Source organism: Rhodococcus sp. PvP016 (assembly GCF_017832185.1).
GTDB lineage: Bacteria > Actinomycetota > Actinomycetes > Mycobacteriales > Mycobacteriaceae > Rhodococcoides.
The window spans coordinates 536,934-563,049 of the sequence record NZ_JAFIBH010000001.1 but is presented as its reverse complement, the minus strand read 5'-3'; the positions used below and the strand labels follow the sequence as shown (position 1 = coordinate 563,049).

Genomic DNA, 26,116 nt, shown 5'->3' with positions numbered 1-26,116 from the left:
AGGGTCAACGAGACCGCACGTAGAAGCGTCAGCACGAGGTCAACTTACCGGGTGCTCGGTTAGGCTTCCTCGGTGACGGACGATCCGGCGGAGTCGGTACACCCTGTGGTACGTGTCGGCGCTGCATGGACCTGGCGTCTGTTGGTGTTGTTCGCCGGGCTCGTGGTGATCGGCATGATCGTGCATCGGCTCGAGAGCGTCGTCGTCCCGGTGGCGCTCGCCCTGCTGGCGTCGGCGCTGCTGTCCCCGCTCGTCGACTGGATGCAGCGGCGCGGCATCCCGCGCGTCGTCGCGGTCATCGTCTCGATCCTCGGCAGCCTCGGGCTGCTGGTCGGTATCCTGACGTTCGTCGTCGAGCAGTTCATCGAGGGCGTCCCCGCCCTCACGGATCAGTTCACCGGCAGCGTCACCCAGATCCAGAACTGGCTGACGCAGGGGCCCCTGCACTTCAGCGAGGATCAGATCCGCAGCGCCGGCGATTCGGTGGTCCGATCGGTGCAGTCGAACCAGGAAGCCCTCACCAGCGGCGCGTTGACCACCGCCGCGGTGATCGGCGAGATGCTCACCGGGGCACTGCTCGTGCTCTTCACCCTCATCTTCTTCCTCTACGGCGGCCAGCAGATCTGGGACTTCGTGTCCCGGATCGTCCCGACGCGGGCACGCCGCCGCGTCCGGTCGGCGGGCAGCCAGGCCTTCGGCTCGCTGGTGGGGTACGTGCGCGCCACCGTCGCGGTCGCCGCCGTCGACGCCATCGGTATCGGCACGGGACTGGCGATCCTCGGTGTCCCGCTGGCTCTTCCGCTGGCGTCGCTGGTGTTCATCGGAGCCTTCATCCCCATCGTGGGTGCGGTGCTCACCGGCTTCGTCGCGGTGCTCGTCGCCCTGGTGACCAAGGGATTCATCACGGCGCTCATCGCACTGGCGATCGTCATCGCCGTGATGCAGGTGGAAGGCCATGTGCTGCAACCACTCCTGCTCGGTCGCGCAGTCCGTGTGCATCCTCTGGCCGTGGTGCTCGCCATCGCCACCGGCATCGTCATGGCGGGCATCATCGGTGGCCTGCTGTCGGTGCCGCTCGTCGCGATGGCCAACACCGCGATCCGCTCGCTGCTCGCCGATGATCCCGAGGAGGCGTACGAGGAAATCGCCGACGCGGATCCGTCGGAACCGATGTTCCCGGCCGCGCCCGACAGTCCGCACCCCGAGAACCAGAAGCTGAGCCGTGGCGAGGTCGACGGTCCCGCGAGCTGACGCCACCGGTGTCGCAGAGGCACCGCTGTGGCGCGCCGCGGCAGCGTTCCGACTGGTCACCGTCCTGTACGTGGTCGGGTTCCAGCTGGTCGTCCAGGACCGGTACGGCGAACCCCGCCTGAGCTGGCTCTTCGTCGTCGTCACCGTCATCTGGTCCGGAATCGCGGCGATCGCGACCCTGACGACGCCCGCGCGGCGCCCCGTCGTCGTCGCCGACCAGGTGATGACCTTGGCGTTGATCTGCAGCACGTTGCTGGTGGCGAGTCCGGCATGGCGTCAGGACCATCAGGTGCTCCCGACGACCATCTGGGTGGCCAACGCGGTCATCGGTGCCGCCGTCCTGGGAGGTCCCCGAGCGGGGCTCGCCTCGGCAGCGGTGATGACCGCCGCCATCGCCGTGGTGCGCGGCACCGTCGACGGCGAGTTGTGGCGCGACTCGACCGGGCCCGTGCTGCTGTCCGTCGGTCTGGCACTGGGGCTCGCGGCGCGGACGGCGCGCCACGCTCGCAGCCGACTCGACGAGGCGGTCGCCCTGGCCGCGGCGACCGCGGAACGCGAGCGCCTGGCCCGCGAGGTGCACGACGGTGTGCTGCAGGTGCTGGCCATGGTCAGTCGCCGCGGTCACGAGATCGGCGGCGCAGCAGCAGAACTGGCGGATCTCGCCGGTAGTCAGGAGGCCGCGCTCCGCGCCCTGCTGTCCGGGTCGGCCAGCGGGCGAACCGACGGCACGGCCGACCTGGCCGCACTGGTGCGCGCTGCGGTGGGCACGCGCGCCGTCGTCTCGGCGCCGTCCGAGGCCGTCGTCCTCCGGGCGTCGGCCGCGTCGGAACTCGCGGCCGCGACGCTCGCCGCCGTCGACAACGCGCATCGACACGGCGGGTTCGACGTCCACGTGTTCGTGCTGGTCGAGGACCTGGGCGACGAGGTGATGGTGACGGTGCGCGACGACGGGGCAGGAATGGCGCCCGGCCGTCTCGACGAGGCGCGTGCCGAGGGACGACTCGGCGTGTCCGGCTCGATCGTGGGCCGGACGGCAGCCATCGGCGGGCGTGCGAGGGTGGACAGCAGGCCAGGAGAGGGAACGGAATGGGAACTGACGCTGCCACGGACAGCGCCGACGTCTCGGTGACGGTGATGGTGGTCGACGACCACCCCATGTGGCGTGACGGAGTGGCGCGGGACCTCGACGCGCGGGGCTTCCGTGTGGTGGCCACCGCCGACGGAGTCCGCTCGGCCACCACGCGAGCACGGGCGACGTCGCCACAGGTGATCGTCATGGACATGGATCTCGGAGACGGAACCGGAGCCGAGGGCACCGCGTCGGTGCTAGCGGTCTCGCCCGACAGTCGGGTACTGGTGCTCTCCGCGTCCGCGGAACGAGACGACGTGCTCGGCGCGGTCAAGGCGGGCGCGACCGGCTATCTCGTGAAGAGTGCCTCGATCGACGACCTGGTGTCGGCCGTGCAGGCGACGAGTCGCGGCGATGCGGTGTTCACGCCCGGACTGGCCGGGCTGGTGCTCGGGGAGTACCGCCGCATGGCAGCCGCCCCCGCGGCCACGGAACCGCCTCCCGTGCTGACCGAGCGCGAGACGGAGGTGCTGCGGATGGTTGCGAAAGGCTTGAGCGCCAAGCAGATCGGCACTCGGCTCGGTATCAGTCACCGCACCGTCGAGAACCACGTGCAGGCGACGTTGCGCAAGCTGCACCTCGCGAATCGTGTCGAACTCACCCGGTGGGCGCTCGAGCAGGGGCTGCAGTGACGGCGTCGTGTTCACTACTCTGGTCGCCATGACCGGAGACGGCACCGATCCCAGGAACATGCGCGTGAGCGACGCCGAACGAGAGCACGTGGGTGGGCTGCTGCAACGGGCCGTCGGACAGGGGATGCTGTCGCTCGGCGAGTTCACCGAGCGGATGGACTCGGTGTTGGCGGCCAAGACGCGCGGTGAGCTCAACACGGTGCTGGTCGACCTGCCGGGCATGACACTGCAGGGTGGCCCACCCCAGCAGGCCGGACCGCCCGCCGTGGTCCCGAGCGACGCGCTGGCGCCGGCACCCGGATACCCGGCCACCACCGACGGTGCACCCGTGGACATCCGAGCCACGATGTCGACGGTCACCCGTTCCGGTACCTGGACCGCGCCGTCGGCCATCCGGGTCGCGTCGAAGATGGCCACGGTGACCCTCGACTTCAGTTCCGCGGTACTGACCTCGCGGGAGGTGCGTATCGACGTGGACGACTACTGCAGCACCATCACCGTCGTGGTGCCCGAGGGTGCGTCGGTGGACCTCGACGGCGTCGACACCATGGGCGGCAGTGCCACGAACAAGGTGCGCAGCCGGCCTGTCGAAGGTGGACTGCACGTCGTCGTGCGCGGACGCATCCGCTTCGGGTCCGTCACGGCCAAGCACCCGTTCGGGACGTCCATCAAGCGCATGTTCGGGTAGGAACAGCACCCTCGGCTGAGTAGGACAGCGCGGGACTCGAGTAGTTTCCCGTGTTCCCCCCGTCCACTCCGGCCAGCACGATCGAGGTATGACCACTCCCTCGATAGATCCGCGACTCGTGCACGTGCTGTCCGGTGAGGTCGCCTCCCTGCAGCAGCATCTCGCCCGCGTCGGCCACGACCTCGGTCTGCTCCGGCAGCAGCTCGACGGCCCGCCGATGCAGGCGCCCCCGCAGCAGCACCCCGTCTCGAGGCCGCCGGTGCAGATGCCTCCGGTGCAGGGGCCTCCGGTGTCGGCTCCTCCGATACGGTCGATCCCGCGCCCGATGCCCGCGCCTCCCCGTGACACCACCCCGTGGTGGCAACGCGACGGGGTCGTCAGCCGCGTGCTCGCCGCTGCGGGTGCTGCGGTGACCGTCATCGGTGTCGTGATGCTGGTGGTGCTCGCGGCGCAGTCCGGGTGGTTCGGCCCCGGTCCCCGTGTCGCCGCGGGTGCGCTGCTCTCCGGAGCGCTCGTCGCCGCCTCGCACCGTGTGGTCGCGCGACCAGGTGGCCGCGTCGGCGCCGTCGCACTCGCCGCGACGGGATTCGCCGGGCTCTATCTCGACCTCGCCGCCGTCACCGCGCTGTACGGGTGGGTTCATCCCGTCGTCGGGCTCGTGGTGGGACTCGGAGTCGCCGCGCTCGGCGTCGCGGTTGCGACGCGCTGGTCGTCGCAGTCGCTCGCAGTGATGGTCGTCGCCGGCATCGCGGCACTCGCACCCGTCGTCACGGGCGGCATCACGCCGGCCCTCCTCGCATTCCTGGTGGTCGTGCAGATCGCGGCCTCACCGGTCGACGTCCGCGAACAGTGGGTCTGGTTGCGCGTCGTCCGCACGGTTCCGGTCGTCGGAGCGGTGCTGCTCGCCGGGCTGCTCGCCCACGTCGAGACGGTCCCGACCGCCGATCTGCTGCCGCTCCTCGTCGTCGCGGGACTGTCCTTCGGCACCGCAGTCGTCGCCTGGTGGACCACCCTCGCCCACCGCGCCGTGGACCCGGCGTCGCTCGCGTCGATCGCGGCCACCGCCGCCGCGGTCCTCGTCACCGCGACGCTGTTCTCCCGCCCCGTCGCCGGCGGTGTCGACGCTGTGGTCGCGCTCGTCCTGGTGGCGATCCTGATCGCTCGACGCGAGCTGGTCGCCACGGTTCGCCTGGTGCTCACGGCGACGGCCTCGGTGGCCGTGGCGTCGGCGCTGGTGACGGGCACGGCCGATCAGGTCCGCATTCTCGCCCTGCTGCTGGTCGCCACCACCGCGCTTCTCGTCGGCGCCCGGACCCGCTCGGGCGTGTCGGCCGCGGCCGGCGCGTTCTTCGCACTCCTCGGAACCAGCGCACACACGCAGGTCACCTCGGTCGACTCGCTGAGCAGCCCCGTTCGCGCTCTCGACTCCGGCTGGGCCTCGGTGCCCGCGTCGGTCGCCATGATCGCGATGGCTGTGGCGGGAGTGCTCGCGGCACTGCGTACCATCGAGGACACCACGCTGCGAGCTCTCGCCGCCGGCCTGTCAGGGGTCGCCGGCCTCTTCGGTGCCACAGCGGTGTGCGTGATCACCGGCATCGAGATCGGCGGCCGCACCGGGTTCCTCGTCGGCCACGGCGCAGCAACCATCGTGTGGATGACCGTCGCCGTCGCACTGCTGATGCGCGGTCTGTCCGACGCCACCGGTGCCCGCGCGGTCCTCGCCGCAGGGCTGACCGTCGCGGCCTCGGCCATCGCCAAACTGTTCCTGTTCGACCTCAGCGCACTCGGGGGACTGCCCCGCGCCGCAGCGTTCCTGGTGGTGGGAATGATGCTGCTCGGTATCGGCACCCGCTACGCGAGGTCGTTCGCGGACCGTGCCGTCACTGCCGACGCTGGCGGGCCAGCAACTCGCTCACACTGATGGCACCGGACTGGCCGTGGTGACGACCGCCCGACTCGTCGTCCCCGTCCCGAGCCCGCCGACGACCCGATGTGGTCGTCGGCGGTGTCTCGTCGGGCTCGGAGACCTCGGAGACCTCGGGCGTGGAGGGGTTGTGGGTCTCGGGCTCGGGTGCCGGCCGGTCCTCACGCTCGGGCATACGCAGACCGGCGATCCAGGAATCGACCTCGGCGCTGGTGCGCGAGCCGTTGCCGTGGGACTGGCCGTTCCCGTTGCTGTGGCCGTTGCCGTTGGAGTGGCCGTTCCCGTTGCTGTCGCCGTTGCGGGGCCGATCGACGTCGATGCCGTCACCCGAGACCGAGCCGTACCGGAACGACGTGGTCTCGTGCCCGTTCGAGCCGTTCGAGCCGTTCGAGCCGTTCGAACGCTGAGCGACCGACGGCGCGCGGAGTTCGGCGAGCCAGCTCTCGATGGGGCGCGGGGCGGGCGCGCCGTTCCGCGGTGCCGGCTCGGCCGACGTCGGCTCGGGACCGGCCGTCGGACGACCGTGCTGATCGTCGGAGGCCCGTGCGGGTCGGGCCTCGGCCGGGCGTGCGACCCGGATCTCCTCTGCGGGCGCGGGTGCCACGGGGGGTGCCGGAGGTTCGACGGCGCGCGGTGCGACGGGCTCCGGCGCGGCGGGCTGCTGTACCACGGGTTCCTGCACAGCGGGCTTCTGCACGCGCTCGGGAGCCGGACGCGGGGCAGCGGGGCGGGGACGATCCGGTGCGACGCGCTCGGGCATCGCACGTGCGGCCGACGGGCCGTTCTGCATGACCCGCGGAATCGGTTGGGTGAGCGGTTCCCGAGTCCGCGCCGGGAGTGGTGCGGACCCGATCGCGACGAGCTCGGGGACGTCGGCGGGCATCATCTCGGCGTCGAGGATCGGCTCGCCGAGCCCCAACTTCTGCTGAATGCGCTTCATCCACTGCGGTGCCCACCAGCAGTCGTCGCCGAGCAGCTTCATCGTCGCCGGGACGAGGAACATGCGGATCAACGTCGCGTCGATGATGAGCGCGGCGATCATGCCGTAGGCGATGTACTTCATCATCACCAGCTCGGAGAAGGCGAAGGCGCCCGTGACGACGATGAGGATCAGTGCGGCTGCGGTGATGATGCGACCGGTGTGCGAGGTACCGACGCGAATGGCCTCGGTCGTACTGGCTCCGCGGGCCCGCGCCTCCACCATGCGGGAGAGCAGGAAGACCTCGTAGTCCGTCGACAACCCGAAGATGATCGCGATGATCAACACCAGGACCGGGGCCATGATCGGCCCGGGAGTGAAGTTCAGCAGGCCCGCGCCGTTGCCGTCGACGAAGATGAACGTGAGGATACCGAGCGTCGCGCCGAGGCCCAGCGTGGTCATCAGGATGGCCTTGAGGGGGAGTACCAGCGACCCGAACGTGAGGAACATCAGCAGAGTCGTGACCAGCACGACGAGCGTCGCCATGAGGGGTAGCCGGTCCACGAGCGCCGCGATCGAGTCCTGCTCGATGGCGGGCGTGCCGCCGACCGACAGGGTCACCCCGTAGGGAACGTCGATGGAGCGGATGTAGTCGATGGCCGGCGACGACACGTTGCGGTCGACCAGGCCCGCTTTGAGCACGGCGACACCGTTCTCGTTGCGCTCGATGGAGAACCGCTCGACGAGCCCGGGAGCGTTGGACGCCTCGCGGAGGATCGCGCCGAGCTGCGGGCCCTCGGCGTTCTCCGCCACGATCTTGAGAGGCTCGGTGCGGTAGGACGGGAAGTTCTCGTCGAACACGTTCTGCGCGACACGGGTGGGGTTGTCCGGCGGCAGGTACGTCTCGTTGATGCCGCCGAACTTGATGGCACCGACCGGCAGCGTGAGGATCAGCAGGCCCAGGACGATGGGCACGCACACCTTGAGCGGGTTCCGCATGACCCAGCGGGTGAGCTTGCCCCACGGCCCGGACTCGATCTCCTCGGTCGTCTTGGTCTTGCGCATGCTCTTCAGTCCGAGAGCGTCGATGCGCTTGCCGAGGATCGACAGGATCGCCGGGAGGATGGTGACGGCCGTCAGGGCCGCCAGCGCCACGGTGGCGATGGCGCCGAACGCGACCGACTTGAGGAAGCCCTGCGGGAAGAGCAGCAGACCGCCGAGGCTCGCGACGATCATCGTCGCCGAGAAGACGACCGTGCGGCCCGCGGTCATGACGGAGCGTTGCACGGCCTGTTGTGTCGTGCGGCCGTCGGCCAGTTCCTCTCGGAACCGGCTGACGATGAACAGCGCGTAGTCGATGGCCAACCCGAGACCGATGAGCGAGACGACGGGAGCGACGAAGCTGTTCACCTCGACGAAGTTGGTGAACAGCCGGACCATGCCGTTGGCGGCGACCACGGTGAGACCACCGATGATCAGCGGCAACGCCGCAGCCACGACGCCGCCGAACACGAAGAACAGGAGCACGCCCACGACCGGGATGGCGAGGATTTCCATGCGCTTGATATCGCCGGCCATGGTGTCGTTCAGCGCGTTCGCGATGGGCTGGAGGCCGGCGAGCTGCACGTCGACGCCGTCGATGGCGAACGCGTCCTTCACGTCACGGAAGTTGTTCGTCAGTTCCGTGTCGTTCGCGCCGGCGATCGCGAACGTGGCGATCGCCTTCGTCTTGTCCGGCGAGGCCAGCGCGGGGAGTCGCTGCTGGAAGTAGTTGATGTTGATCTTCGAGATCTTGTCCGAGTGCGCCGCCATCATGGCGTCCTGACCAGCGGTGACGGTCTGCTGGAACGCCGGGTCGTCGACCGTCGATCCCTCGGGTGCGGTGTAGAGGGCGACGACGTCGCCGGTGCTGTCGCGTCCGAAGGTGCCGTCCGCGGTGACGGCAGCGTGCACCGACTCCGAGTTCGGGTCGTCCCAGCCGCTCTGACTCAGGTGATCGTTCAGGCTGAGTCCGTACGCGGCGAGGCCCAGCAGGAACGCGACCATCACACCGATGACGGTGAACCGTGATCGGTGAACCAGATCTCCCCAGCGAGAAAACACTCAGGACACTCCTTGACGCCCGACGAGCAGGGCGGACAGCGGACGGAACGGCTGCAGCCAGGCGCCCTCGTCCGGAAGGGACTCGAGGCTGACCCGCGGCAGTGGTTCACGGAACACACCGGGAATGTCCTCGAGATCCAGGAACTCGAGAGTCTCCGACGTGACGGCCCAACTGGCGTGTTCACGGAACCCGAGGATCTGAACGGGCACACCCGTCGCCGCGATGGCTTCGAGTGGGAGCCGGAAGGCCTGGCCGTCCGCGGACGCGACCACCACTCCCGCGAGACCGTGGTCCCGTGAGCGGAGCTCGATGTGATCGAGCATGTCGGAGTCGACGTCGCTGTCCTCGTCGATCTTCGGCTTGGCGAAGACCGCGAAACCCACGTTACGCAACGCCTCGACCCAGGGACGAACGACGTCGGCGCTGCCCTGGGCGATGTTGGTGAAGACCGTGGCCTCGGGTTCGAGACTCGCGGTCTGGTGCGCGGAGAGCTGGGCGGTGCGGCCGAGCAGCCATCGGCCCAGCGCATCGAAGCGCGGGCGGTAGGCGGCGGTGGGTCGTCCACCCAGGATGGCGCCGAGGCCCATGTCCAGATTGGGCGCATCCCACACCAGCAGGACCTTCTTGGTATGGCGAGAATCACCGGCGCCGTCGAGCACGGCCGTGTCCGTGTTCTGTTCGTCCACGCTCATCGGAGTGGGTTCTCGCTCTCTCGTCGCGTGATCGTCGCCGCAGCGACGTCGGTCGCTCCGGTGGACGGCCTGCCCCAGACGAACTCGCTCGTCGGCCTGCCGACCTGCTGGGCCTTGCCCTCGAACTTCGTCACCGGACGGTCGACGGACAGGGAGGACCCCTCGACGGTACGTCGTTCGGAATCGAACGGCAGCCGCGTCAGAGCGGGCTCGGCGTCACCGACCTCCTCGATCCACTCCGCGTAGTCGGCGTGGTCGGTGGCGACGTGGAGAATGCCGCCGGGCTCGAGACGGTCCGCCACCAGGGCGAAGGTGTCGGCCTTCAGCAGTCGGCGCTTGTGGTGCCGGGCCTTGGGCCACGGGTCGGGGAAGAAGACTCGGACGCCGGCCAGCGAGCCGGGCGCGACCATGTTCTCGAGCACGTCGGCAGCGTCACCTCGCAGAATGCGCAGGTTGGAGAGACCTTCTCGCTCGATCCCCTGAACCGTCTGCGCGATTCCCGGGCGGTAGACCTCGACGGCGACGAGGTTCACGTGCGGTTCGGCGGCCGCCATCGCGAGCGCGGCCGTGCCGGTCCCGGAGCCGATCTCGAGAACCACCGGGGCGCTCCGGCCGAACCACGACGTGGCGTCGAGCGGTTCGTCGGCCACCTCGCGGCCGATGCCGGGCCACATCCGGTCCCACGAGGCCTGCTGCGGTTCGGTGAGCGCGCCGCGTCGGGACCGGAAACTGGTCACCCGGGGATACAGCCGGGAACCGCCGGACCGGCTCTCGTCGGCACCGTCGGACAGGCCGTTCTCGGGCGCTGCGTCCACGGCACGGGGGTCGGTCATCCTGTCATTGTCTCTCATGGACGCATTTCGTGACAGCAGGGTCTCGACTTCAGGTCGAGACTCTGGACTACCGACACCGGGATCGGCGTGTGAGAATCGCCCCGTCGCATCTGCAGAATCGGGGGATCACGGATGCCGGAGACCGAGTCGAGCGCGCTGCACCGCGCGGTGACCGAGCTGGAACGCAGCGTCGACGACGCCACTGCGCGGGCGGTGATCGAGCGATGGCGTTCCCCGGTGCGCCTCGCCGTCGCGGGACGCCCCGGGGCGGGCAAGTCCCGCGTCGTCACGGCGCTGGGCCTTCCCGAGGCGGCCGAGGTGCACGGGGTGGACGCCCCCGACCTTCCTCGTCCCGTCCTGGACCACGACGTTCTCGCGCTCGTCGTCGCTCGGACCGTGAGCGCCGCGGACCTCGAGGTGGTGTCCGCACGGTCGAGCGATGACACTCTCGTCGTCCTGGGACGCACCGACCTCCCGATCGACGCGGACGCCGTCGCCGCGGTGCTGCCGCCCGGGATGCCCGTGATCGGCGTGGACGACGTCGACACGCTCACCCGTGCCTGGGCGACGGCGGTGTCGCGCGCCGCGAAGCACCGCGACATCGCTGTGCTCGCCGCGGTGGAGGAGGCGGCCGCCCGGAATGCACACGGGAGATCGGCGATCGAGACGTTCCTGCGAGCCCCCGAGGCGGCGCACGTCCGTCGCGGCGCGCGCGGGTGAGCGACGACGCCCTCGGCCTGCCCGCCGACGTGGCCCGAGTGGTGCGGACGTGGAGTCCCGACTCCCTGAGTCGGATCGAGCGAGGATCCGCATCGGCCCGCACCGTCGCCGTCCTCGCGGCACCGGGCCTCGACCAGGAGGCGGTCGGTGCGGTGGTGACCTCCGCGGGGTGGTCCGTCCGGCCCGTCTCCGCGGCCTCGGCCGTGCTCGTCCTCGTCGATCCCGACCTGCCGCCGGGCGGCGCCCTCGTCCGGGCGGCGCGGTCGATCCCGGCCGATCTCCCGGTGGTGCTCCGGATCGCCGCCGGACCGGACGACGCGCGGCGCGTTCTCGCCCGGTGGGCGGCGTCGGTCCCGCGACCCGGTGCGGTGGTGGTGTCCGGTCCCGACGACGACGCCGTCGTGGACGCGCTCGCTCGGGCAGCGGAGAGGGTGGACCCGGCGGAGGCGGAGCGGACTGCAGTGGACCGTGTGCTGGCCGAGACCCGTACGGCACTGACGGCGGCGGCCCGACGCGACACGGGCAGCGCGGACCTCGCCGACGCGCGGGAGCGCCGACGCCGGGCCGCGTCGATCGCGACGGACGACGGACTGCTCCTTCGGCGATCGACGGCCGAGTTACGTCTCGATCTCGCGCACCGGGTCGGCGTGCATCGGCGTGAGACGAGCGCTCGGGTCGCCGCCGCCGTCGGGGACGCGAGCTTCGCCGATCTCCGGCGCCTTCCGTCCGTGGTCGCCGCGGAGATCGATGCGGCGGCGGGTCGGCTCGCGGACGAGGTGACCACGGCGCTGACCGCGGTCGGCGCACTGGATTCCGCACCTCCGGTCGAGCGTGCGTCGACGACCCACCAACCGCCCCCGTCGGCGGGGTGGGGAGTCGACGACGTGCTGGCGGGTGTCGTCGGTGCCTCGGCGGGTGCAGGGGTGGGGCGGGTGGCGGTGTGGGCGGCCTCGCTCGGCGGCGCGTCGGCCGGGGTCGTGATCGTGCTCTGTGCCGTGGTGATGGCCGCCGCGGTGGTGCGGACGAGGCTCCTCTCGGCGCGCCGCGCACGCCTGCGCCGGTGGGCTGCGGACGTGGTGGCCGATGCCGCCTCCGGCTGGGAACGGGACACCGCGTCCCGCCTCGTGATCGCCGACTCGTGGCTCACTGCGAGACTGTCGGCGCATGTCAGGGGCGCTGCAGCCCGTCGGAGCGCGCTGATCGCGGAGATCGACGGTGAGATCCGGGACATCACGTCCCGAGCCGCCTCGCGGGCGGCCGCCTATCGACGGGATCTCGACGTGCTGGACCGCGTCGCACCCATTCTGGGGCAGCGGGGAACCGTCCCCTCGGCACGTGCGTCCAAGCACGAGGTGGGAACGACGTCGAGGAACACGGGGGACTGAGATGGCCGAGTGGTCGGGATCGTTCGACCCGGACGGGCCGGGGGTCGCGGACGACGGGTTCGACCCCGCCCTCGATCTCGACGGCGACGGCACGGTCGACACGGCGGTACTGCACGGAGGTCTGTCCGACGCCTTTGCGTCGGCCTGTGATCGGAGTGCGACGGAGATGACGGTTCTCACCGATCTCGACGGTGACGGCGACGTCGACCGTGCGACCGTGTTCGAGGCCGACGGCGACTACACCGTGTGGGTGTCCTCCGCCGACCTCGCGGACGGTCCCGACGCCGTCTGGCGTGCGTCCGAGCGCGGTGCGCTGTGACGCGATAGACACCAAATGTTCTGACATAGTGCGCTTTACGGCCAGGTCACTGAATCGGTTTTGTGACGGAACGGACATGCCCCGAGTGCCCTGGCCGTTCTTCACAGCGTTAACCTCTAAGTCCAGGACACTCGGGGCCCTGCGATCTGTCGATCGAAGGTCACGGGACTACCCCGCCCACTGGGAACCATGGTTCGCTCACGCACTTCGGTTCGGCGCCGATCGACGGACCGAGGCGGTGACGGCCACACGTTCCTGCACCACCCCAGGAGACAAGATGACCGCGACCATTCCGGGTCTCAACGGAACCGACGGCACGCCGCCCACGACGCATGCAGGCCTGCTGGCCTGGGTACGTGACGTGGCCGAGCTGACCCAGCCCGACCGGATCGTCTTCGCCGACGGTTCGGACGAGGAGTGGAACCGCCTCACCGACCAGTTGGTCGACGCGGGGACCTTCACTCGGCTGAACGCCGAGAAGAAGCCCAACTCGTTCCTGGGCAACTCCGACCCGTCCGACGTGGCGCGCGTCGAGTCGCGCACCTACATCTGCTCGCACCGTGAGATCGACGCCGGTCCCACCAACAACTGGATGGATCCGGAGGAGATGCGCGGCACGATGCGCGATCTCTACCGCGGCTGCATGCGCGGACGCACCATGTACGTCATCCCCTTCTGCATGGGCCCACTCGAGGCCGACGACCCCAAGCTGGGTGTCGAGATCACCGATTCCGAGTACGTCGTCGTCTCCATGCGCGTCATGACGCGCATGGGTGCGAAGGTGCTCGAGAAGCTCGGGGACGACGGATTCTTCGTCAAGGCTCTGCACTCGCTCGGCGCCCCGCTCGACGAGGGTCAGCAGGACGTCCCGTGGCCGTGCAACGACACCAAGTACATCTCGCACTTCCCCGAGGATCGCGAGATCTGGAGCTACGGCTCCGGCTACGGCGGCAACGCCCTGCTGGGCAAGAAGTGCTACTCGCTGCGTATCGCGTCGGCCATGGCCCACGACGAGGGCTGGCTGGCCGAGCACATGCTGATCCTCAAGCTCATCTCGCCGGAGGACAAGGCGTACTACATCGCCGCGGCGTTCCCGTCCGCCTGCGGCAAGACCAACCTCGCGATGATCCAGCCGACCATTCCGGGCTGGCGCGCCGAGACCATCGGTGACGACATCGCGTGGATGCGCTTCGGCAAGGACGGCCGGCTGTACGCGGTCAACCCGGAGTTCGGCTTCTTCGGTGTCGCGCCCGGTACCAACTGGGACTCGAACCCCAACGCGATGCGCACCATCGACCAGGGCAACGCAGTCTTCACCAACGTCGCGCAGACCGATGACGGCGACGTCTGGTGGGAGGGCCTCGAGGGCGATCCCCAGCACCTGATCGACTGGACCGGCAAGGACTGGACGCCGGACTCGGACACCAATGCGGCGCACCCCAACTCGCGCTACTGCGTGCCGATGTCCCAGTGCCCGTCCATGGCGCCCGAGTGGGACGACCCGCAGGGTGTGCCGATCTCGGCGATCCTCTTCGGTGGCCGACGCAAGACCACCGTTCCTCTGGTCACCGAGGCGCGCGACTGGCAGCACGGCGTGTTCATGGGCGCCACCGTCGGTTCCGAGCAGACGGCAGCGGCCGAGGGCACTGTCGGCACCATCCGCCGCGACCCGATGGCGATGCTGCCGTTCCTCGGCTACAACGTCGGCGACTACTTCCAGCACTGGATCGACCTCGGTAAGAACGCGGACGAGTCCAAGCTCCCGAAGGTGTTCTACGTCAACTGGTTCCGCCGCGGCGACGACAAGCGCTTCCTGTGGCCCGGATTCGGTGAGAACTCCCGCGTGCTGAAGTGGATCGTGGAGCGCATCGAGCACAAGGCCGCCGGTGTCGACACGCCCATCGGTGTGGTGCCCACGGCGGACGCGCTCGACATCGACGGACTCGACGTCGCCACGGCCGATGTGGCCGAGGCGCTCGCGGTGAACGTCGACGAGTGGAAGAAGGAGATCCCGCTCATCGAGGAGTGGTTCGACTTCGTCGGCGAGAAGCTCCCCACCGGCATCCAGGACGAGTTCGACGCTCTCAAGCAGCGCCTGAACTCCTGATCCACCACCTCTGACGCCCGCTCCCGATCCCCGGGGGCGGGCGTCAGTGCTGTCTCGGGGTGACCAGCGCGGCCGCTCCTGTCAGAGTCCCGACGGCCCCGAGTGCGGCAGGGACCACCGTGAACGACTCCAGGAAGCCGAGCCGGGCGTGCAACGCCACGGTCTCGCGGATGGGGTTCCACAGCGCCGGGCCGGCCGCGCTGAAGCCACCGCCCAGAACGGCCGTCTCGATGTCGAGCAGCGCCGCGGCGGACGCGATCGCCTGTCCCAGCGCCACGCCGGCCCGTTGGAGGGCGGCGACCGCCACCGGGTCGGCGGCGCGGGCGGACTCTGCGAGTTCGATGCCGGTGGCGCCCTCCCAGCCGTTCTCGCGGGCCCAGCGGACCGCGTTCGGGCCGCTGGCGACCGTCTCGACGCAACCGACCCCGCCGCAGGTGCAGGGTTCGACGGATCCGGGGACCACGATGTGTCCCACGTGCCCGGCGTTGCCGCTGTGGCCGCGAACGATCTCGCCGCCCAGGACCAGGCCGCCGCCGATGCCGGTCGACACCACCATGCCCAGGACGTTCTGCACGTGACGGGCGGCCCCGAAACGATGCTCGGCCAGGGCCGCACAGGCACCGTCGAGTGCCAGGGTCACGGTGGCGTTCGGAACCACACCGCGGACGGCGTCCACGAGCCCGAAGCCCTCGTACCACTCCGCGATGTTGATCGGCGCCACGGTGCCGGCCACGGTGTCCACGGGCCCGGCCGACGCGATACCGACGGCCTCGATGTCCTGGAACTCGACCCCGGCCGCGGACACCACCGAGAGGAGGAGTTCCTCGCACGCCGCCCAGACGTTCTCGGTGGGGGTCGGAACGACGACGGGGTCCTGCGGTCGTCCGTCGGCACCCACCACCGCGGCGGTGAACTTGGTGCCACCGATGTCGAGTGCGAGCGATGTTCTCTCGGTCGTCGTCATTCACGCCACCCTAACGGGCGGGCGTGATCCCGAGTCCGCGGTCGGCGGCGGTGTGCGCGCGGAGAACGACCACGAGGTTGCTCACCGCCAGCTCGCGAAATCCGGGAACGCGGACACACCACCACGCCCAGCGGGGGTGGTACCGCGGGAAGGCCGCGAGGAGTTCGCCGCCCGAAGTCTCTGCAGCCCAGCGCAATCCGTGCGAGGCGCGGATCGGGAACAGCGACACTCCGAAACGGTTCTTCGGTTCGGCGCCGTGTACACGCGCATAGCGGCGAGCAGCGCGCTCGCCGCCGAACACGTGCCACGGTCCGGTCTCGTGCCCGCCGAACGGGCCCCACCACATCGTGTAGGACAGCACCACCAGTCCGCCGGGCCGCGTCACGCGCAGCATCTCCTCGGCCATGACCCACGGGTGCCGGACATGCTCCGCGACGTTGGAGGAGAGGCAGATGTCGACGCTGTCCGAGCGGACGGGCAGCGCGGTACCCGAGCCTCGGACGGACCCCCGGGCGTCGAGGCCCGCGGCGTGCATCTCCGAGGCGTCCGGTTCCACCGAGACGTAGCGGGCGCCCGCGTCGGCGAAGGCATCGGCGAAGTAGCCGGGTCCGCCGCCGACGTCGAGCACCGTCAGTCCGTCGAGTGTCGTTCCGGTCGCCCCGGTCCACAGGTCGTCGATCAGCGTCGCGGTGTCGCGAGCCAGCGCCCCGTAGAAGCGCGCCGGATCGGACTGCTCGAACCGGAAGTCCGACACGAGGGAGAGCGACCGTCGCAGGGTGGCCCGTCGAGCGAGTCCGGCGGTGACGGGAGACGAGGGCACGAGTGGAGACTGTAGCGCCCGGCCGACGTGGCCCGCCGGGCTCACGCGCCGGGGGTCAGGCGGCGAAACGCAGCACCGTGACGGAGGTGCGTCGGTTGCGGAAGAGCGGGCTGTCGGCCACCAGCGGCATGGAGTTGAACTTCCACGCGCCCGTGTGTGCGGGGAACAGGACGTCGGTCGCCGAGGTTATGCCCGGGATCTCGTCGGCGAGCGAACGCGCACGGCTCGACGTCATACTGAAGGGCATGGCCGGCATCGTGTAGTGCTCGGTCAGCTTGACCCCAGCGACGGTCTTGCGAGACAACCACTCGGGAATGGAGTCGAAGATCATGCCGCCACCGGGGAAGAGCTCGGCGCACCGGGTGATCAGATCCATCGCGGTGGGTTCGTCGAAGTACATCAGCAGTCCCTCTGCGGAGACGAAGACACCCGGCTCGGGGTCGATGCCGTCGGCCCAGGTCAGATCGAATGCGGAGGCCGCGACGGGAACGATCCGGTCCTCGCGCGGCAGGACGCGCGCACGGAGCTGCATGACCGGTTCGAGGTCCACGGAGTACCACGTGGTGTCCGGCCGCCCGAGTCGCCAGTACGCCGTCTGCAGTCCCTCGCCGAGCGCGACGACGGAGGCGTGGGGCCGCGAGGCGAGGTACGCACTCACCGCGGAGTCGAAGGTGCGGGCGCGCAACGCCGCAGCGGCGACGGGGGAACCGAACTTGGACCAGTCGTACTCGATGGCGTCGCGGACGTGCAGCGCCATGGGGTCGTCGATGACCTTGTCGGGGCCGTCGGCGAAGGCGGCCCGATTGTGGAGCGTGTACAGAGTGGTGGAAGATACGCCGTCGATAGTGTTGCCATCGATCAACCCGGACGTCATGACATGAGCCTCACTGCAGTGGGTTTTCCCGACCCAAAAAGGAAAGTTACCGGTTTCTCGGGGTCGAAACAGCCATTCTGTGTCGTTCGAACGAATGAAAGACTGCCACGGGGGTGACAGCAGATGACGGAGTTACGCGAGGTGTTGCTGCTCTGTTGGCGTGACAGCGGTCATCCACAGGGCGGAGGTAGCGAGCGCTACCTCGAGCACGTGGGGGCAGGGCTCGCGTCGCAGGGCATCAAGGTCACCCTGCGCACGGCCGGTTACCCCGGCGCACCAGCGTCGGACACGATCGACGGCGTGCGCGTCAGCCGAGGCGGCGGGCGCCTGACGGTCTACCCGCGAGCGCTCGGAGCCCTCCTCGCCGGGCGGCTCGGCCTCGGTCCCCTGGCGGGTCTGAAGCCCGACGCGGTGATCGACACGCAGAACGGAATCCCCTTCTTCGCGCGACTCGTGACGGCGGCTCCCGTCACCGTGCTGGTCCACCATTGTCACCGCGAACAATGGCCGGTGGCCGGTGCGGTCATGGCGCGGTTGGGGTGGTGGATCGAGTCCAGGCTGTCGCCGCGGGTCCATCGACGCTCGCAGTACCTGACGGTGTCGCTTCCCTCCGCGGACGAGCTGATCGCCCTCGGCGTGGACCGCGAGAGGGTGGCCGTCGTCCGCAACGGCGTAGACGACATTCCCGGTTCCGTCACGGTGGGCGATCCGGACACGCGCGCGGACGCCCCGACACTGGCCGTCCTGTCCCGGCTCGTCCCGCACAAGCAGATCGAGGACGCGATCGACGTCGTCGCCGCGCTGCGCGATGCGACGCCCGCCCTGCGTCTCGACGTCATCGGCGGAGGGTGGTGGGACGACAACCTGCGCGAGCACGCCCGCGCGCGTGGCGTTGCCGATGCCGTGACCTTCCACGGTCACGTGTCCGAGACCCGCAAGCACGAGATCCTGTCGCAGTCGTGGATCCACGTGCTCCCGTCCCGTAAGGAGGGGTGGGGACTCGCCGTCGTCGAGGCGGCTCAACACGGTGTCCCCACCGTCGGCTACCGGCACTCCCGTGGGCTGACCGACTCCGTGGTGGACGGCGTCACCGGCGTCCTCGTGGGCGACGAGTGGCTCAGCCGGGACTCCGACGTCGACGAACTGACCGACGCGGTGCGGACCCTGCTGGACGACGGCGATCTCCGTCGACAGCTCGGGGAGAAGGCGCGGCTGCGGACCCGGGAGTTCTCGTGGACGTGGTGCGCGCGAGCGGTGGAGTCGGTGCTGCGCGAGCGGGTGCACGGACGAGCGGTGTCCGGGCTGGTCGCGGGAAGGCCGGAGGCCGGTCGGTAGGTGGTCGCGGGAAGGCCGGAGGCCGGTCGTTCGTCGGTCGCGGGAAGGCCGGAGGCCGGTCGGTCCGGAATCAGCGAGTCCGGGTGTGACGCGCTCCCGTGACCGCGACGGCTGCCGACATCAGGACGGCGGCGGCCCACAGCAGATGAGCGACGATCGCGGGCAGGCGGTCCGAGCGTGGACGCGGTGCCGGATCCGCGAGTGAGTACAGCGTGAGATCGGCGTCGGTGTACACGGGTTCGAGACCTGAGAGGGTGCGTGCGGAGTTCCCGGTCTCGCCCGCCGACTTCTCGCTGAGGATCCAGCCGACTCCGAGTGCGGCGAGGTCGCTCGCCGGGGCACCGGCCAGCAGCAGGCCTTCGACTCGCCCCGCGACGGTGTTCTCTCCCCGGACGACCGTTCCCCCGACGGGGAGATCGCCGGTGCCGAGCACGTCGGCGTCCAGCAGCCTCGGAGCGGGATCGAGGACCGGTGCGTCGCCAGACCAGTCGAACCGGCGGAAGGTACCGGTCGGCAGCACCGCCACGAGCGCGTCGGACGGTCCGACGCGCTCGATGACCGACGACCATCCGTCGGGGTAGTCGACCGGGCGCAGCGCGCCGTGCACCCCCCATGCCAGATCGGGTAGGACGACGAGCAGTGCGGCGACGGCGGACACGGCTGCGAGCCGGGGACGCGTCCCGCCGCGACCCGGGCGATCGACCGCCGCTCCTGCGCCCAGGGCGAGTGCCGGCATCCACAGGGCGACCCACTTCTGGCCGTCCCGGAACAGCCCGGCGCCGGGTACCGACTCGGCGGCCCATCGGCCGACGTCGAGCCCGATCGGGGTGGCGGCGAGGGCGACGAGCACCACGGACACGACGCCGGTGAGCAGGAGCGCCGCGACCACGGGCGATGCGGTCCGGCGCAGGCGAGGGAGCCCGGCGGCGGCCAGGCCGAGCAGTACGACGGTGCCGACGACGGCGAACAGGCTGGTCCGGCTGCCGGGTACCGCGTCGGCGTTCCAGATGCCGCCCAGACCGGCGAGCGCTCCGATCGTCCCGAGTCCGGGCTCGGCCCGCGCCGCGAAGGCCGCGACTCCCGCCGGATCGGCGCCGGTACCGGCCCCGGACACGGCGGTGGCCACCAGCCAGGGCAGCGACACGATCACCGTGGCGACAGCCACGACGACGAGCCGCCGTACGCGGTGCGCCCCTCCCGGTGCGGCCAGGACCGCCACGGCGAGAACGGCGCAGAGCAGCACGCCCGTCGGGGTGAGCCCGGCGATGCCGAGACACAGCACGAGGGGCGCAGCGGACCGCAGGTCACCGCGGTCGCGGAGTGTCATGGCCGCGACGACCGTCCAGGGGAGAGTCGCGTAGCCGACGAGCAGGCTCCAGTGCCCCTGCAGCAGACGTTCGGCGACGTAGGGGTTCCACACGGCCACCGTGGCGGCCACCAGCCGAGGGCCGGTCGACGCGCCGCCGAGCACCCGCGCCGTCATCTGCGCGGCACCCCACCCGGCGGCGATCAGGGCGAGAGCGAGCAGTCCGACGACCAGCACGCCGCCGTCGACGACCGTGGTGGCGACCGCGACGACGGCGTCCTGGGGAACAGCACGCGCCGCCGAGTCCGACAGACCCAGCGCCGAGTCGGTGAGATACGACCGGGGCGTCGACACCGCGTCACGCAGCAGCAGGTGGCCGCCACCCGGAAGCAGCGCACGCAGGAGCGGGCCGAGGACGACACCGGTGAGCACGACGGACCAGGCGAGGGACCACGCCCCGGCTGTCCTGCTCGACCCTGCGATCATGAGGGCATGATCCCTGCGCGCACCTCCACCGTGGTGGCCGGGGTGAGCATCGTGACGGCGGGGTCGATGGCGGCGAACATCGCCTCGTATCTGCTGCACCTCCCGGCCGGGCGCGTGCTCGGGCCGCAGGGCTACGGGGTCTTCGCGTCTCTGCTCGCCGCACAGCTGGTACTCGCGGTGCCGGCGCTGGCGTTGCAGACCGTCGTGGCACGTGACCGGGTGCGCGGACGATCGGTGGCCGCCTCGCGCAGGCTGGGACACCTCTACGCCGTGGTCGTCGCCGGACTCGCCGTCGTCGCGACCCCGGTCGTGGCGGCTCTGCTCCACACCGACGTCGTGACCACCACGGCGGCCGTCGTGACGGCGCCGTTCCTCGTGCTGTTGGCCACGGAACAGGGCCTGCTGCAGGGAGACTCGCGCTTCGGTGCCCTCGGTGGTGTGCTCGCGGCGAGCGGCCTGGCGAAGGTGGTTCCCGCGGTGACCACGCTGGTGCTGGGCGGAGGTGTGGGACCCGCCCTGGTCGCCGGTGCGGTGGGGACCGCGGTCATGGCGCTGGCCACGCGCATCGTCGTCGACCGCGCCGAGCGAACGGACGAGCGCACCCGGCTCGCCGCGGCCGGGACCTGGCGTGACGTGCTCGCCGCATCGCAGGTCCAACTCGTGATCGTCGCGTTGTCCTCGGTCGACCTCCTGCTCGCGCGACGCGTCCTCGACCCGGAGGCAGCGGGTGTCTACGCGCTCGGCGCCGTCGCCGCGAAGGCCGCCTTCTGGCTCCCGCAGTCGGTCGGCGTGGTGCTGTACCCGAGGATGGCGGATCCGCGTCAGTCGGCGTCGGCGGTCCGCACCGCCCTGCTGGTGCTGCTCGGCGTCGGGTCCGTCGTGGTGCTGGGCGCCGCGATCGTCGGGCCGATCGTTCCGCTGGTGATGGGCGCGGACTACGCGCCGGTGCAGTACCTGCTGTGGCTGTTCGCGGCGCAGGGTGCGTTGTTGGCCGTGGTGCAGTGCGGTCTCCTGGCGGCCGTGGCCCGCGGCGACACGCGCTCGGCGCTGGCGGCGTGGACGGTGCTCGTGGTCGAGGCCGTCCTCGTGCTGACGGTCGTCGACAGCGCGACCGAGCTCGTCGTCGTGGCCGCGGCATGCGCTGCGGTGGCATCTGTTGTGGTCTCGACCAGCGCGCTCGGGCGTGTCCGTGTGCTTGGATCGGTGGATGACCGAATCCGGGGGGTGGGTCCGTGAGGCTGCGTAGGGGCATGACGGGGATCGACGTGCTGCACGAGACCACGGGAACGTGGGTCGACCTGAGAGCTGCTGGAGGAGAAGAGCTTCCGAGCGGAATCGTCGAATTCCTCGGTGCCGGTGAGCGTGCTCGCGACATGGCGCACGATCTCGTGGACCGGGCCGTCGCCGCCGGGACCGCCACCGCGTCGACGTCTTTCGCCGCCCTGCCGTTCGAGCCGCGATCGCTCCGCTGCTTCGCGGGGTGGGACCAGCACTGGCACCAGGCGGCCGAGCAGATGGTGCGGCGCAACCTGCCCGCCGTCGTGCCACTGGCGAAGGCCTTCCAGGCGATCGCGCGGAAGCCGTTCCCGCCTCTGCGGCCGGGCTCCGCGGCAGTCGAGCACCCGATCTACTACACGGGAAATCACCTGTCCGTCGTCGGCGACGGGGACCCCATGGTGTGGCCCGCGTACACCGAGCTGTTGGACTTCGAACTCGAGTTCGGCGCCGTCGTGGTCCGGCCCGTCGTCAGCGCCTCGACGGCCGAAGCGGAAGCGGCGATCGGCGGCTTCGTGGTGTTCAACGACTTCAGCGCGCGCGACGTGCAGTGGGACGAGCAGCGCAACGGCCCCTTCGGCCCCGTCGTGAAGACCAAGACGTTCGGCAGTTCCATGAGTGCCGAGGTGGTCACCGCGGACGAGGTCCTGCCGCACCTGACCGATCTGCGCGGCACCGTCACCGTCAACGGCGAGGTGTGGTCGGAGACGTCGACGCGAGGCGGCCGGTGGTCGCTGGTGGACGGACTCGCCTACGCCAGCAGGTCCGAGAGCATCGGCCCCGGAGAATTGCTGACGTCGGGGACCCTGCCGTCGGGATGCGGTATGGAACTCGACCGCTGGGTGCGGCCGGGCGACGTGGTGCGCCTCGAGGTCGAGCGCATCGGGTCGGTGACCAACACGGTGGCGGAGCCTGCCTAGCCGGCAGGCCGGAGGCCGGTCGTTCGAAAGTAGTGTCGATGCATGCGTGCACTGGTGATCGAGGAGTTCGGCCGACCGGGAACCGTGCGGGAGATCGACCGTCCCGACGCGGCTCCCGACGGTGCGGTGATCCAGGTGGCCGCCACCGGGGTGTGCCGAAGTGACTGGCACGCGTGGCAGGGACACGACGGCGACGTACGACTGCCGTTCGTTCCGGGCCACGAGTTCGCGGGAACGGTCGTCGCCGTGGGTGCGGACGTCGACCGCGACTGGATCGGCCGTCGCGTCACCACTCCCTTCGTGTGTGCGTGTGGGACGTGCCCGACGTGCGCTGCCGGCGACCATCAGGTGTGTCCCCGTCAGGAACAGCCCGGGTTCACTCACGACGGGTCGTACGCCGAGTTCGTCGCCGTCCGGTATGCCGCGACCAATCTGATCGCGTTGCCGGACGAGGTGTCGTTCGACGTGGCAGCCACGCTGGGATGCCGATACGCGACCGCGTGGCGGGCGGTTCATCGCCGCGCGCGCGTGGTGGCAGGTGAGCGCGTCGCCGTCTACGGGTGCGGTGGGCTCGGCCTGTCCGCGGTGATCATCGCGTCCGGGACGGGCGCGGAGGTGACGGCAGTGGATCGCTCGACCTCGGCGCTGGATCTGGCGCTCCGACTCGGTGCAGCTCGGACGGCGCAGACCCCGGTCGACGACATGCACGTCGCGCTCGAGTGCTCCGGACATGCCGGGTTGGCGGACGAGGCGATCCGGGGTCTGCGCCGGCGCGGCAGGCACGTCCAGATCGGGTTGCTGCCGGGCGGCGCGCACGTGTCGATGGACGTGGTGATCGCGCGGGAGATCGACGTGCTCGGCAGTCACGGGCTGGCCGCCCACGAGTACCCCGAACTGTTGCGCACGCTCCCGCACGCCGCCGTGGAGTCGATGATCGGGGGCCGCAGACGACTCGAGGACGCCCAGCTCGCGCTGGACGCCCTCGGTGAGTCTGCAGGAGTGACGCTGCTACTTCCCTGACGGGAAGGCCGGAGGCCGGCCGAATCCTGACGGGAAGGCCGGAGGCCGGCCGAATCCTGACGGGAAGGCCGGGCGTCAGTCCTTGCGGAGGTTGGTGCGGGGGATCTCCTCGGTACGGTCCGTCGTCCAGTCGTGATCCGGTGCAGGTGAGCCGGCGCCGGAGGTACGAGGTCCTGTCGTGGGTCCGTCGGCCACCGTACGCGTTCCGCGGGTGGTGCGGCCGCCGCGCAGGAGCAGCACGATGCCGACTGCGAGGAGGATGACGCCGAGCACGCCGGCGACGATCGGCACGGTGCGGCCGATCAGTGCGATCTGGTCCTTGCCGTCCTGTGCGCGACCGAGCTGGTAGGTCACGGTGTTGTCGTCGAAGCCGATGACGGCCTTGACCACATCCACCTCGGGGGTTCCGGCGCGGCGCGCGTAGTACTGGTGCACGTCCTCCTGACCCTTGATGATGACGCCGGTGACGGGCTCGACGTAGATGTCACGGGTGTTCTCGTAGTACCGCGTCATCGTGATCGGTGTGGCGCCGCCGTCGACGCCCCAGGTGCTGGCGGGGAGAGCGAGCTTGTTGGCCGGCGACGGCACGACAGCGGACAGGTCCACCGCGGGGATGGTCTGCGTGTAGTGGTAGACCGTGACGCCCTCGATCTGCGTCTCCTCGACGAAGGTCATGTCGTAGCTCTCGCGGGCCACGGTGTCGAAGAAGGGGTACGTCTGCTTCTGCGAGTCGAACGGGAACTTGTACTGCAGTCCCGTGTGGGGCACTTCCTCGGCAGGCTTGTCGGCCTGGCTCTGGATGGATCCGACCGGGTCGACCGGCATGGAGGACACACGGTCCAGGCTCACCCGGTCGACGGTCGCGGTGAGCAGACCGGTGTCGCCCTGACGGTCGGTGCGTCGCAGCGACGAGCCGGCCTGCACGGTGATGACGTCGGAATTGGACGGCTCCTCCGTGGTGACGAAGCGCTGGGAGATCAGGGGGACGTTCTGATCGACGACGGCGGAACCCGCTGTGAGCGAACGCGAATCGAGCACCGACCCCGTGCCGGTGGAAACGCTGGTGATCTCGAGATCCAGTGGCGTCTTCTCGAGGCGTCCGACCGTGTACAGCGGGATCAAGATCGCGATGATCAGGAAGAAAGCTCCGAGCCCGATGAGGATCGGCGGGATCACACGCGTCGGTGTGGATCTGTTCGCCATACTGGAGGTCCCCTTTGTGCATGTGCACTTGTCAGTGCATACCGGCCGTGATGGGTCGAACACTAACGTATTGGGCCGCTCCGAGTTCGGGTGCGATGCGGCAGACTCTCCTGACGATGACCACTGCAGAGAAGGCCCGCGTCGATCCGCGCATCGGCGGATTCGTGCCCGCGCTCGAAGGGATGCGCGGTCTCGCGGCCGTCGGCGTGCTGCTGACCCACGTCGCCTTCCAGACGGGATCGACGGGCACACCCGTCGTGGGCCCCCTGCTCGGCCGTCTCGATCTCGCGGTGGCCGTGTTCTTCGCGCTGTCGGGGTTCCTGCTGTGGCGACCCCACGCGGCCGCTGCGCGCGGCTCGCGGCCGAGGCCGTCCGTCCGTACCTATCTGGTGCACCGCGCGGCGCGCATCCTGCCCGCGTACTGGCTCGTCGTCGTCGTCGTGCTGGCCCTGCTGCCGGGTGCGGGTGGCGGCGTCCGGGTGTGGATCGCCAACCTGACCCTCGTGCAGGTGTTCGTCCCGTTGACGTTGACGCAGGGCATGACGCAGATGTGGTCGCTGTCCGTCGAGGTGGCGTTCTATCTGCTGCTCCCGTTCATCGGGGTCGCCATGGCCGGGCTCCGCGGGCCCCGAGCCCGTCTGCGCACGCCGGTGCTGGTCGGGGTGTCCGCACTGTCGCTCGGGTGGACCTTCCTTCCGATCTCCACCGCGGACGGCGTGAACATCGAGAACTGGCTGCCCGGCTACCTGGCCTGGTTCGCGGCCGGGATGGTGGTGGCCGAGGCCGCTGCCGACCTGGCACTACGCGAGTCCAGATCAGACTCCGACCTGCCCGCCGTCCCGCTGGTCGTCCGGATCGCGAGCCGGCGACGGCTGCTCACCGGTATCGCGGCGGTGGCCTTCGCGGCGTCGTCGACCCCGATCGCAGGCGCGCAGGACCTCACGACGCCGTCGGCGTGGCAGTTCGCGGTCAAGGTGGCGCTGGGCGCCGTGGTGGCCTTCTGTCTCGTCGCGCCCCTGGCCGTCGGAACGGGTGTCCGTACCCGGTGGCTGTCGGGCCCGTTCGCGCTGGTGATCGGCCGGTGGTCGTACGGAATCTTCATCTGGCACCTCGCGGTGCTGGCCGTGGTGTTCCCCGTGCTGGGGGTGTCCCCGTTCGGCGGGCAGTTCCTCCTCGTCGCCGGTGCCACCGTCGTGCTGACGCTGCCGGT

Annotated in this window: 20 protein-coding genes and 2 pseudogenes; 14 read left to right on the top strand and 8 right to left on the bottom strand. The window is 70.3% G+C overall.

All coding sequences use genetic code 11. The features are described 5' to 3' along the window. Window positions 1-72 precede the first annotated feature (72 nt). The 5 genes from JOE30_RS02510 (at window position 73) to JOE30_RS02490 (ending at window position 5,621) form a co-directional block, all read left to right on the top strand. Window positions 73-1,251 carry an AI-2E family transporter gene (locus tag JOE30_RS02510; protein WP_307806034.1) on the top strand — a complete coding sequence of 393 codons (1,179 nt, stop codon included), beginning with the start codon at window positions 73-75 and terminating at the stop codon, window positions 1,249-1,251. Continuing rightward, entirely contained in the window at window positions 1,223-2,380 is a 1,158-nt protein-coding gene (macS, locus tag JOE30_RS02505) for a MacS family sensor histidine kinase (RefSeq protein ID WP_204869253.1), read from the top strand. Before JOE30_RS02510 ends, macS begins: the two co-directional genes overlap by 29 nt. Next, window positions 2,338-3,012 carry a response regulator transcription factor gene (locus JOE30_RS02500; RefSeq protein WP_204869252.1) on the top strand — a complete coding sequence of 225 codons (675 nt, stop codon included), beginning with the start codon at window positions 2,338-2,340 and terminating at the stop codon, window positions 3,010-3,012. Before macS ends, JOE30_RS02500 begins: the two co-directional genes overlap by 43 nt. Window positions 3,013-3,040: 28 nt before the next feature. After that, window positions 3,041-3,700, top strand: coding sequence for a DUF1707 domain-containing protein (locus tag JOE30_RS02495; protein ID WP_204869251.1), 660 nt, complete (start codon window positions 3,041-3,043; stop codon window positions 3,698-3,700). 88 nt (window positions 3,701-3,788) lie between these two features. Next, on the top strand, window positions 3,789-5,621 hold the full coding sequence (locus JOE30_RS02490; RefSeq protein ID WP_204869250.1) for a DUF2339 domain-containing protein: 1,833 nt from the start codon (window positions 3,789-3,791) through the stop codon (window positions 5,619-5,621). Here JOE30_RS02490 and JOE30_RS02485 read toward each other — a convergent pair. The 3 genes and pseudogenes from JOE30_RS02485 to trmB form a co-directional block, all read right to left on the bottom strand. Further along, on the bottom strand, window positions 5,581-8,646 hold the full coding sequence (locus tag JOE30_RS02485) for an MMPL family transporter (protein ID WP_204869249.1): 3,066 nt from the start codon (window positions 8,644-8,646) through the stop codon (window positions 5,581-5,583). The two genes, JOE30_RS02490 and JOE30_RS02485, sit on opposite strands and share 41 nt — an antisense overlap. Next, window positions 8,647-9,339, bottom strand: coding sequence for an NYN domain-containing protein (locus JOE30_RS02480; protein WP_027506176.1), 693 nt, complete (start codon window positions 9,337-9,339; stop codon window positions 8,647-8,649). 68 nt (window positions 9,340-9,407) lie between these two features. After that, window positions 9,408-10,190, bottom strand: a pseudogene (gene trmB / locus JOE30_RS02475) (tRNA (guanosine(46)-N7)-methyltransferase TrmB); the annotation flags it as partial. A gap of 114 nt (window positions 10,191-10,304) precedes the next feature. On the opposite strand from trmB, the gene JOE30_RS02470 reads away from it, so the two are divergent. The 4 genes from JOE30_RS02470 (at window position 10,305) to JOE30_RS02455 (ending at window position 14,703) form a co-directional block, all read left to right on the top strand. Beyond that, window positions 10,305-10,892, top strand: coding sequence for a hypothetical protein (locus tag JOE30_RS02470; protein WP_204869247.1), 588 nt, complete (start codon window positions 10,305-10,307; stop codon window positions 10,890-10,892). Continuing rightward, window positions 10,889-12,277 carry a hypothetical protein gene (locus JOE30_RS02465; protein WP_204869246.1) on the top strand — a complete coding sequence of 463 codons (1,389 nt, stop codon included), beginning with the start codon at window positions 10,889-10,891 and terminating at the stop codon, window positions 12,275-12,277. The genes JOE30_RS02470 and JOE30_RS02465 overlap by 4 nt, the downstream gene beginning before the upstream one ends. 1 nt (window position 12,278) lies before the next feature. Further along, window positions 12,279-12,596 (top strand): DUF6802 family protein, encoded by a 318-nt coding sequence (locus JOE30_RS02460; RefSeq protein ID WP_204869245.1) that lies wholly within the window; start codon window positions 12,279-12,281, stop codon window positions 12,594-12,596. A gap of 277 nt (window positions 12,597-12,873) precedes the next feature. Beyond that, on the top strand, window positions 12,874-14,703 hold the full coding sequence (locus tag JOE30_RS02455; RefSeq protein ID WP_204869244.1) for a phosphoenolpyruvate carboxykinase (GTP): 1,830 nt from the start codon (window positions 12,874-12,876) through the stop codon (window positions 14,701-14,703). Window positions 14,704-14,746: 43 nt separating this feature from the next. Here JOE30_RS02455 and JOE30_RS02450 read toward each other — a convergent pair whose 3' ends face one another. Genes JOE30_RS02450 through JOE30_RS02440 form a run of 3 tightly spaced genes read right to left on the bottom strand, consistent with a single transcriptional unit; the run spans window position 14,747 to window position 17,361 of the window. After that, on the bottom strand, window positions 14,747-15,667 hold the full coding sequence (locus JOE30_RS02450; RefSeq protein ID WP_204869243.1) for an ROK family protein: 921 nt from the start codon (window positions 15,665-15,667) through the stop codon (window positions 14,747-14,749). A 10-nt stretch (window positions 15,668-15,677) separates the two neighbouring features. Continuing rightward, window positions 15,678-16,487, bottom strand: coding sequence for a class I SAM-dependent methyltransferase (locus tag JOE30_RS02445; RefSeq protein ID WP_204869242.1), 810 nt, complete (start codon window positions 16,485-16,487; stop codon window positions 15,678-15,680). 55 nt (window positions 16,488-16,542) lie between these two features. Next, window positions 16,543-17,361 (bottom strand): class I SAM-dependent methyltransferase, encoded by an 819-nt coding sequence (locus JOE30_RS02440; protein ID WP_204869241.1) that lies wholly within the window; start codon window positions 17,359-17,361, stop codon window positions 16,543-16,545. Window positions 17,362-17,484: 123 nt separating this feature from the next. Here JOE30_RS02440 and JOE30_RS02435 point away from each other — a divergent pair, with 123 nt between their 5' ends. After that, window positions 17,485-18,696 (top strand): glycosyltransferase family 4 protein, encoded by a 1,212-nt coding sequence (locus JOE30_RS02435; RefSeq protein WP_204869240.1) that lies wholly within the window; start codon window positions 17,485-17,487, stop codon window positions 18,694-18,696. Window positions 18,697-18,766: 70 nt separating this feature from the next. Here the strand turns inward: JOE30_RS02435 and JOE30_RS02430 are convergent, their stop codons facing one another. Continuing rightward, the gene (locus JOE30_RS02430; RefSeq protein ID WP_204869239.1) at window positions 18,767-20,488 is read right to left on the bottom strand and encodes a hypothetical protein; all 1,722 of its coding nucleotides are present in this window, start codon (window positions 20,486-20,488) and stop codon (window positions 18,767-18,769) included. Between the two features lie 6 nt (window positions 20,489-20,494). Here JOE30_RS02430 and JOE30_RS02425 point away from each other — a divergent pair, with 6 nt between their 5' ends. The 3 genes from JOE30_RS02425 to JOE30_RS02415 are packed head-to-tail and all read left to right on the top strand — an operon-like array spanning window position 20,495 to window position 23,703. After that, window positions 20,495-21,724: a polysaccharide biosynthesis protein gene (locus JOE30_RS02425; RefSeq protein ID WP_204869238.1), complete on the top strand. Its 1,230-nt coding sequence runs from the start codon at window positions 20,495-20,497 to the stop codon at window positions 21,722-21,724. After that, window positions 21,721-22,683 (top strand): fumarylacetoacetate hydrolase family protein, encoded by a 963-nt coding sequence (locus tag JOE30_RS02420; protein ID WP_204869237.1) that lies wholly within the window; start codon window positions 21,721-21,723, stop codon window positions 22,681-22,683. Before JOE30_RS02425 ends, JOE30_RS02420 begins: the two co-directional genes overlap by 4 nt. A 42-nt stretch (window positions 22,684-22,725) precedes the next feature. Continuing rightward, window positions 22,726-23,703 (top strand): alcohol dehydrogenase catalytic domain-containing protein, encoded by a 978-nt coding sequence (locus tag JOE30_RS02415; RefSeq protein WP_204869236.1) that lies wholly within the window; start codon window positions 22,726-22,728, stop codon window positions 23,701-23,703. Window positions 23,704-23,778: 75 nt separating this feature from the next. Here the strand turns inward: JOE30_RS02415 and JOE30_RS02410 are convergent, their stop codons facing one another. After that, complete coding sequence (locus tag JOE30_RS02410) at window positions 23,779-24,906, bottom strand: DUF3068 domain-containing protein (protein ID WP_204869235.1); 1,128 nt, start codon at window positions 24,904-24,906, stop codon at window positions 23,779-23,781. A 20-nt stretch (window positions 24,907-24,926) separates the two neighbouring features. Here JOE30_RS02410 and JOE30_RS02405 point away from each other — a divergent pair. Continuing rightward, window positions 24,927-26,111, top strand: a pseudogene (locus tag JOE30_RS02405) (acyltransferase family protein); the annotation flags it as partial. Between the last annotated feature and the right edge of the window lie 5 nt (window positions 26,112-26,116).

What these genes read in the sequence shown, in the direction of transcription:
- JOE30_RS02500 (WP_204869252.1), top strand. Translation starts at nt 2,338, where the DNA reads ATGGGAACTGACGCTGCCACGGACAGCGCCGACGTCTCGGTGACGGTG.
- JOE30_RS02495 (WP_204869251.1), top strand. Translation starts at nt 3,041, where the DNA reads ATGACCGGAGACGGCACCGATCCCAGGAACATGCGCGTGAGCGACGCC.
- JOE30_RS02490 (WP_204869250.1), top strand. Translation starts at nt 3,789, where the DNA reads ATGACCACTCCCTCGATAGATCCGCGACTCGTGCACGTGCTGTCCGGT.
- JOE30_RS02480 (WP_027506176.1), bottom strand. Translation starts at nt 9,339, where the DNA reads ATGAGCGTGGACGAACAGAACACGGACACGGCCGTGCTCGACGGCGCC.
- JOE30_RS02470 (WP_204869247.1), top strand. Translation starts at nt 10,305, where the DNA reads ATGCCGGAGACCGAGTCGAGCGCGCTGCACCGCGCGGTGACCGAGCTG.
- JOE30_RS02460 (WP_204869245.1), top strand. Translation starts at nt 12,279, where the DNA reads ATGGCCGAGTGGTCGGGATCGTTCGACCCGGACGGGCCGGGGGTCGCG.
- JOE30_RS02455 (WP_204869244.1), top strand. Translation starts at nt 12,874, where the DNA reads ATGACCGCGACCATTCCGGGTCTCAACGGAACCGACGGCACGCCGCCC.
- JOE30_RS02450 (WP_204869243.1), bottom strand. Translation starts at nt 15,667, where the DNA reads ATGACGACGACCGAGAGAACATCGCTCGCACTCGACATCGGTGGCACC.
- JOE30_RS02440 (WP_204869241.1), bottom strand. Translation starts at nt 17,361, where the DNA reads ATGACGTCCGGGTTGATCGATGGCAACACTATCGACGGCGTATCTTCC.
- JOE30_RS02435 (WP_204869240.1), top strand. Translation starts at nt 17,485, where the DNA reads ATGACGGAGTTACGCGAGGTGTTGCTGCTCTGTTGGCGTGACAGCGGT.
- JOE30_RS02430 (WP_204869239.1), bottom strand. Translation starts at nt 20,488, where the DNA reads ATGATCGCAGGGTCGAGCAGGACAGCCGGGGCGTGGTCCCTCGCCTGG.
- JOE30_RS02425 (WP_204869238.1), top strand. Translation starts at nt 20,495, where the DNA reads ATGATCCCTGCGCGCACCTCCACCGTGGTGGCCGGGGTGAGCATCGTG.
- JOE30_RS02415 (WP_204869236.1), top strand. Translation starts at nt 22,726, where the DNA reads ATGCGTGCACTGGTGATCGAGGAGTTCGGCCGACCGGGAACCGTGCGG.
- JOE30_RS02410 (WP_204869235.1), bottom strand. Translation starts at nt 24,906, where the DNA reads ATGGCGAACAGATCCACACCGACGCGTGTGATCCCGCCGATCCTCATC.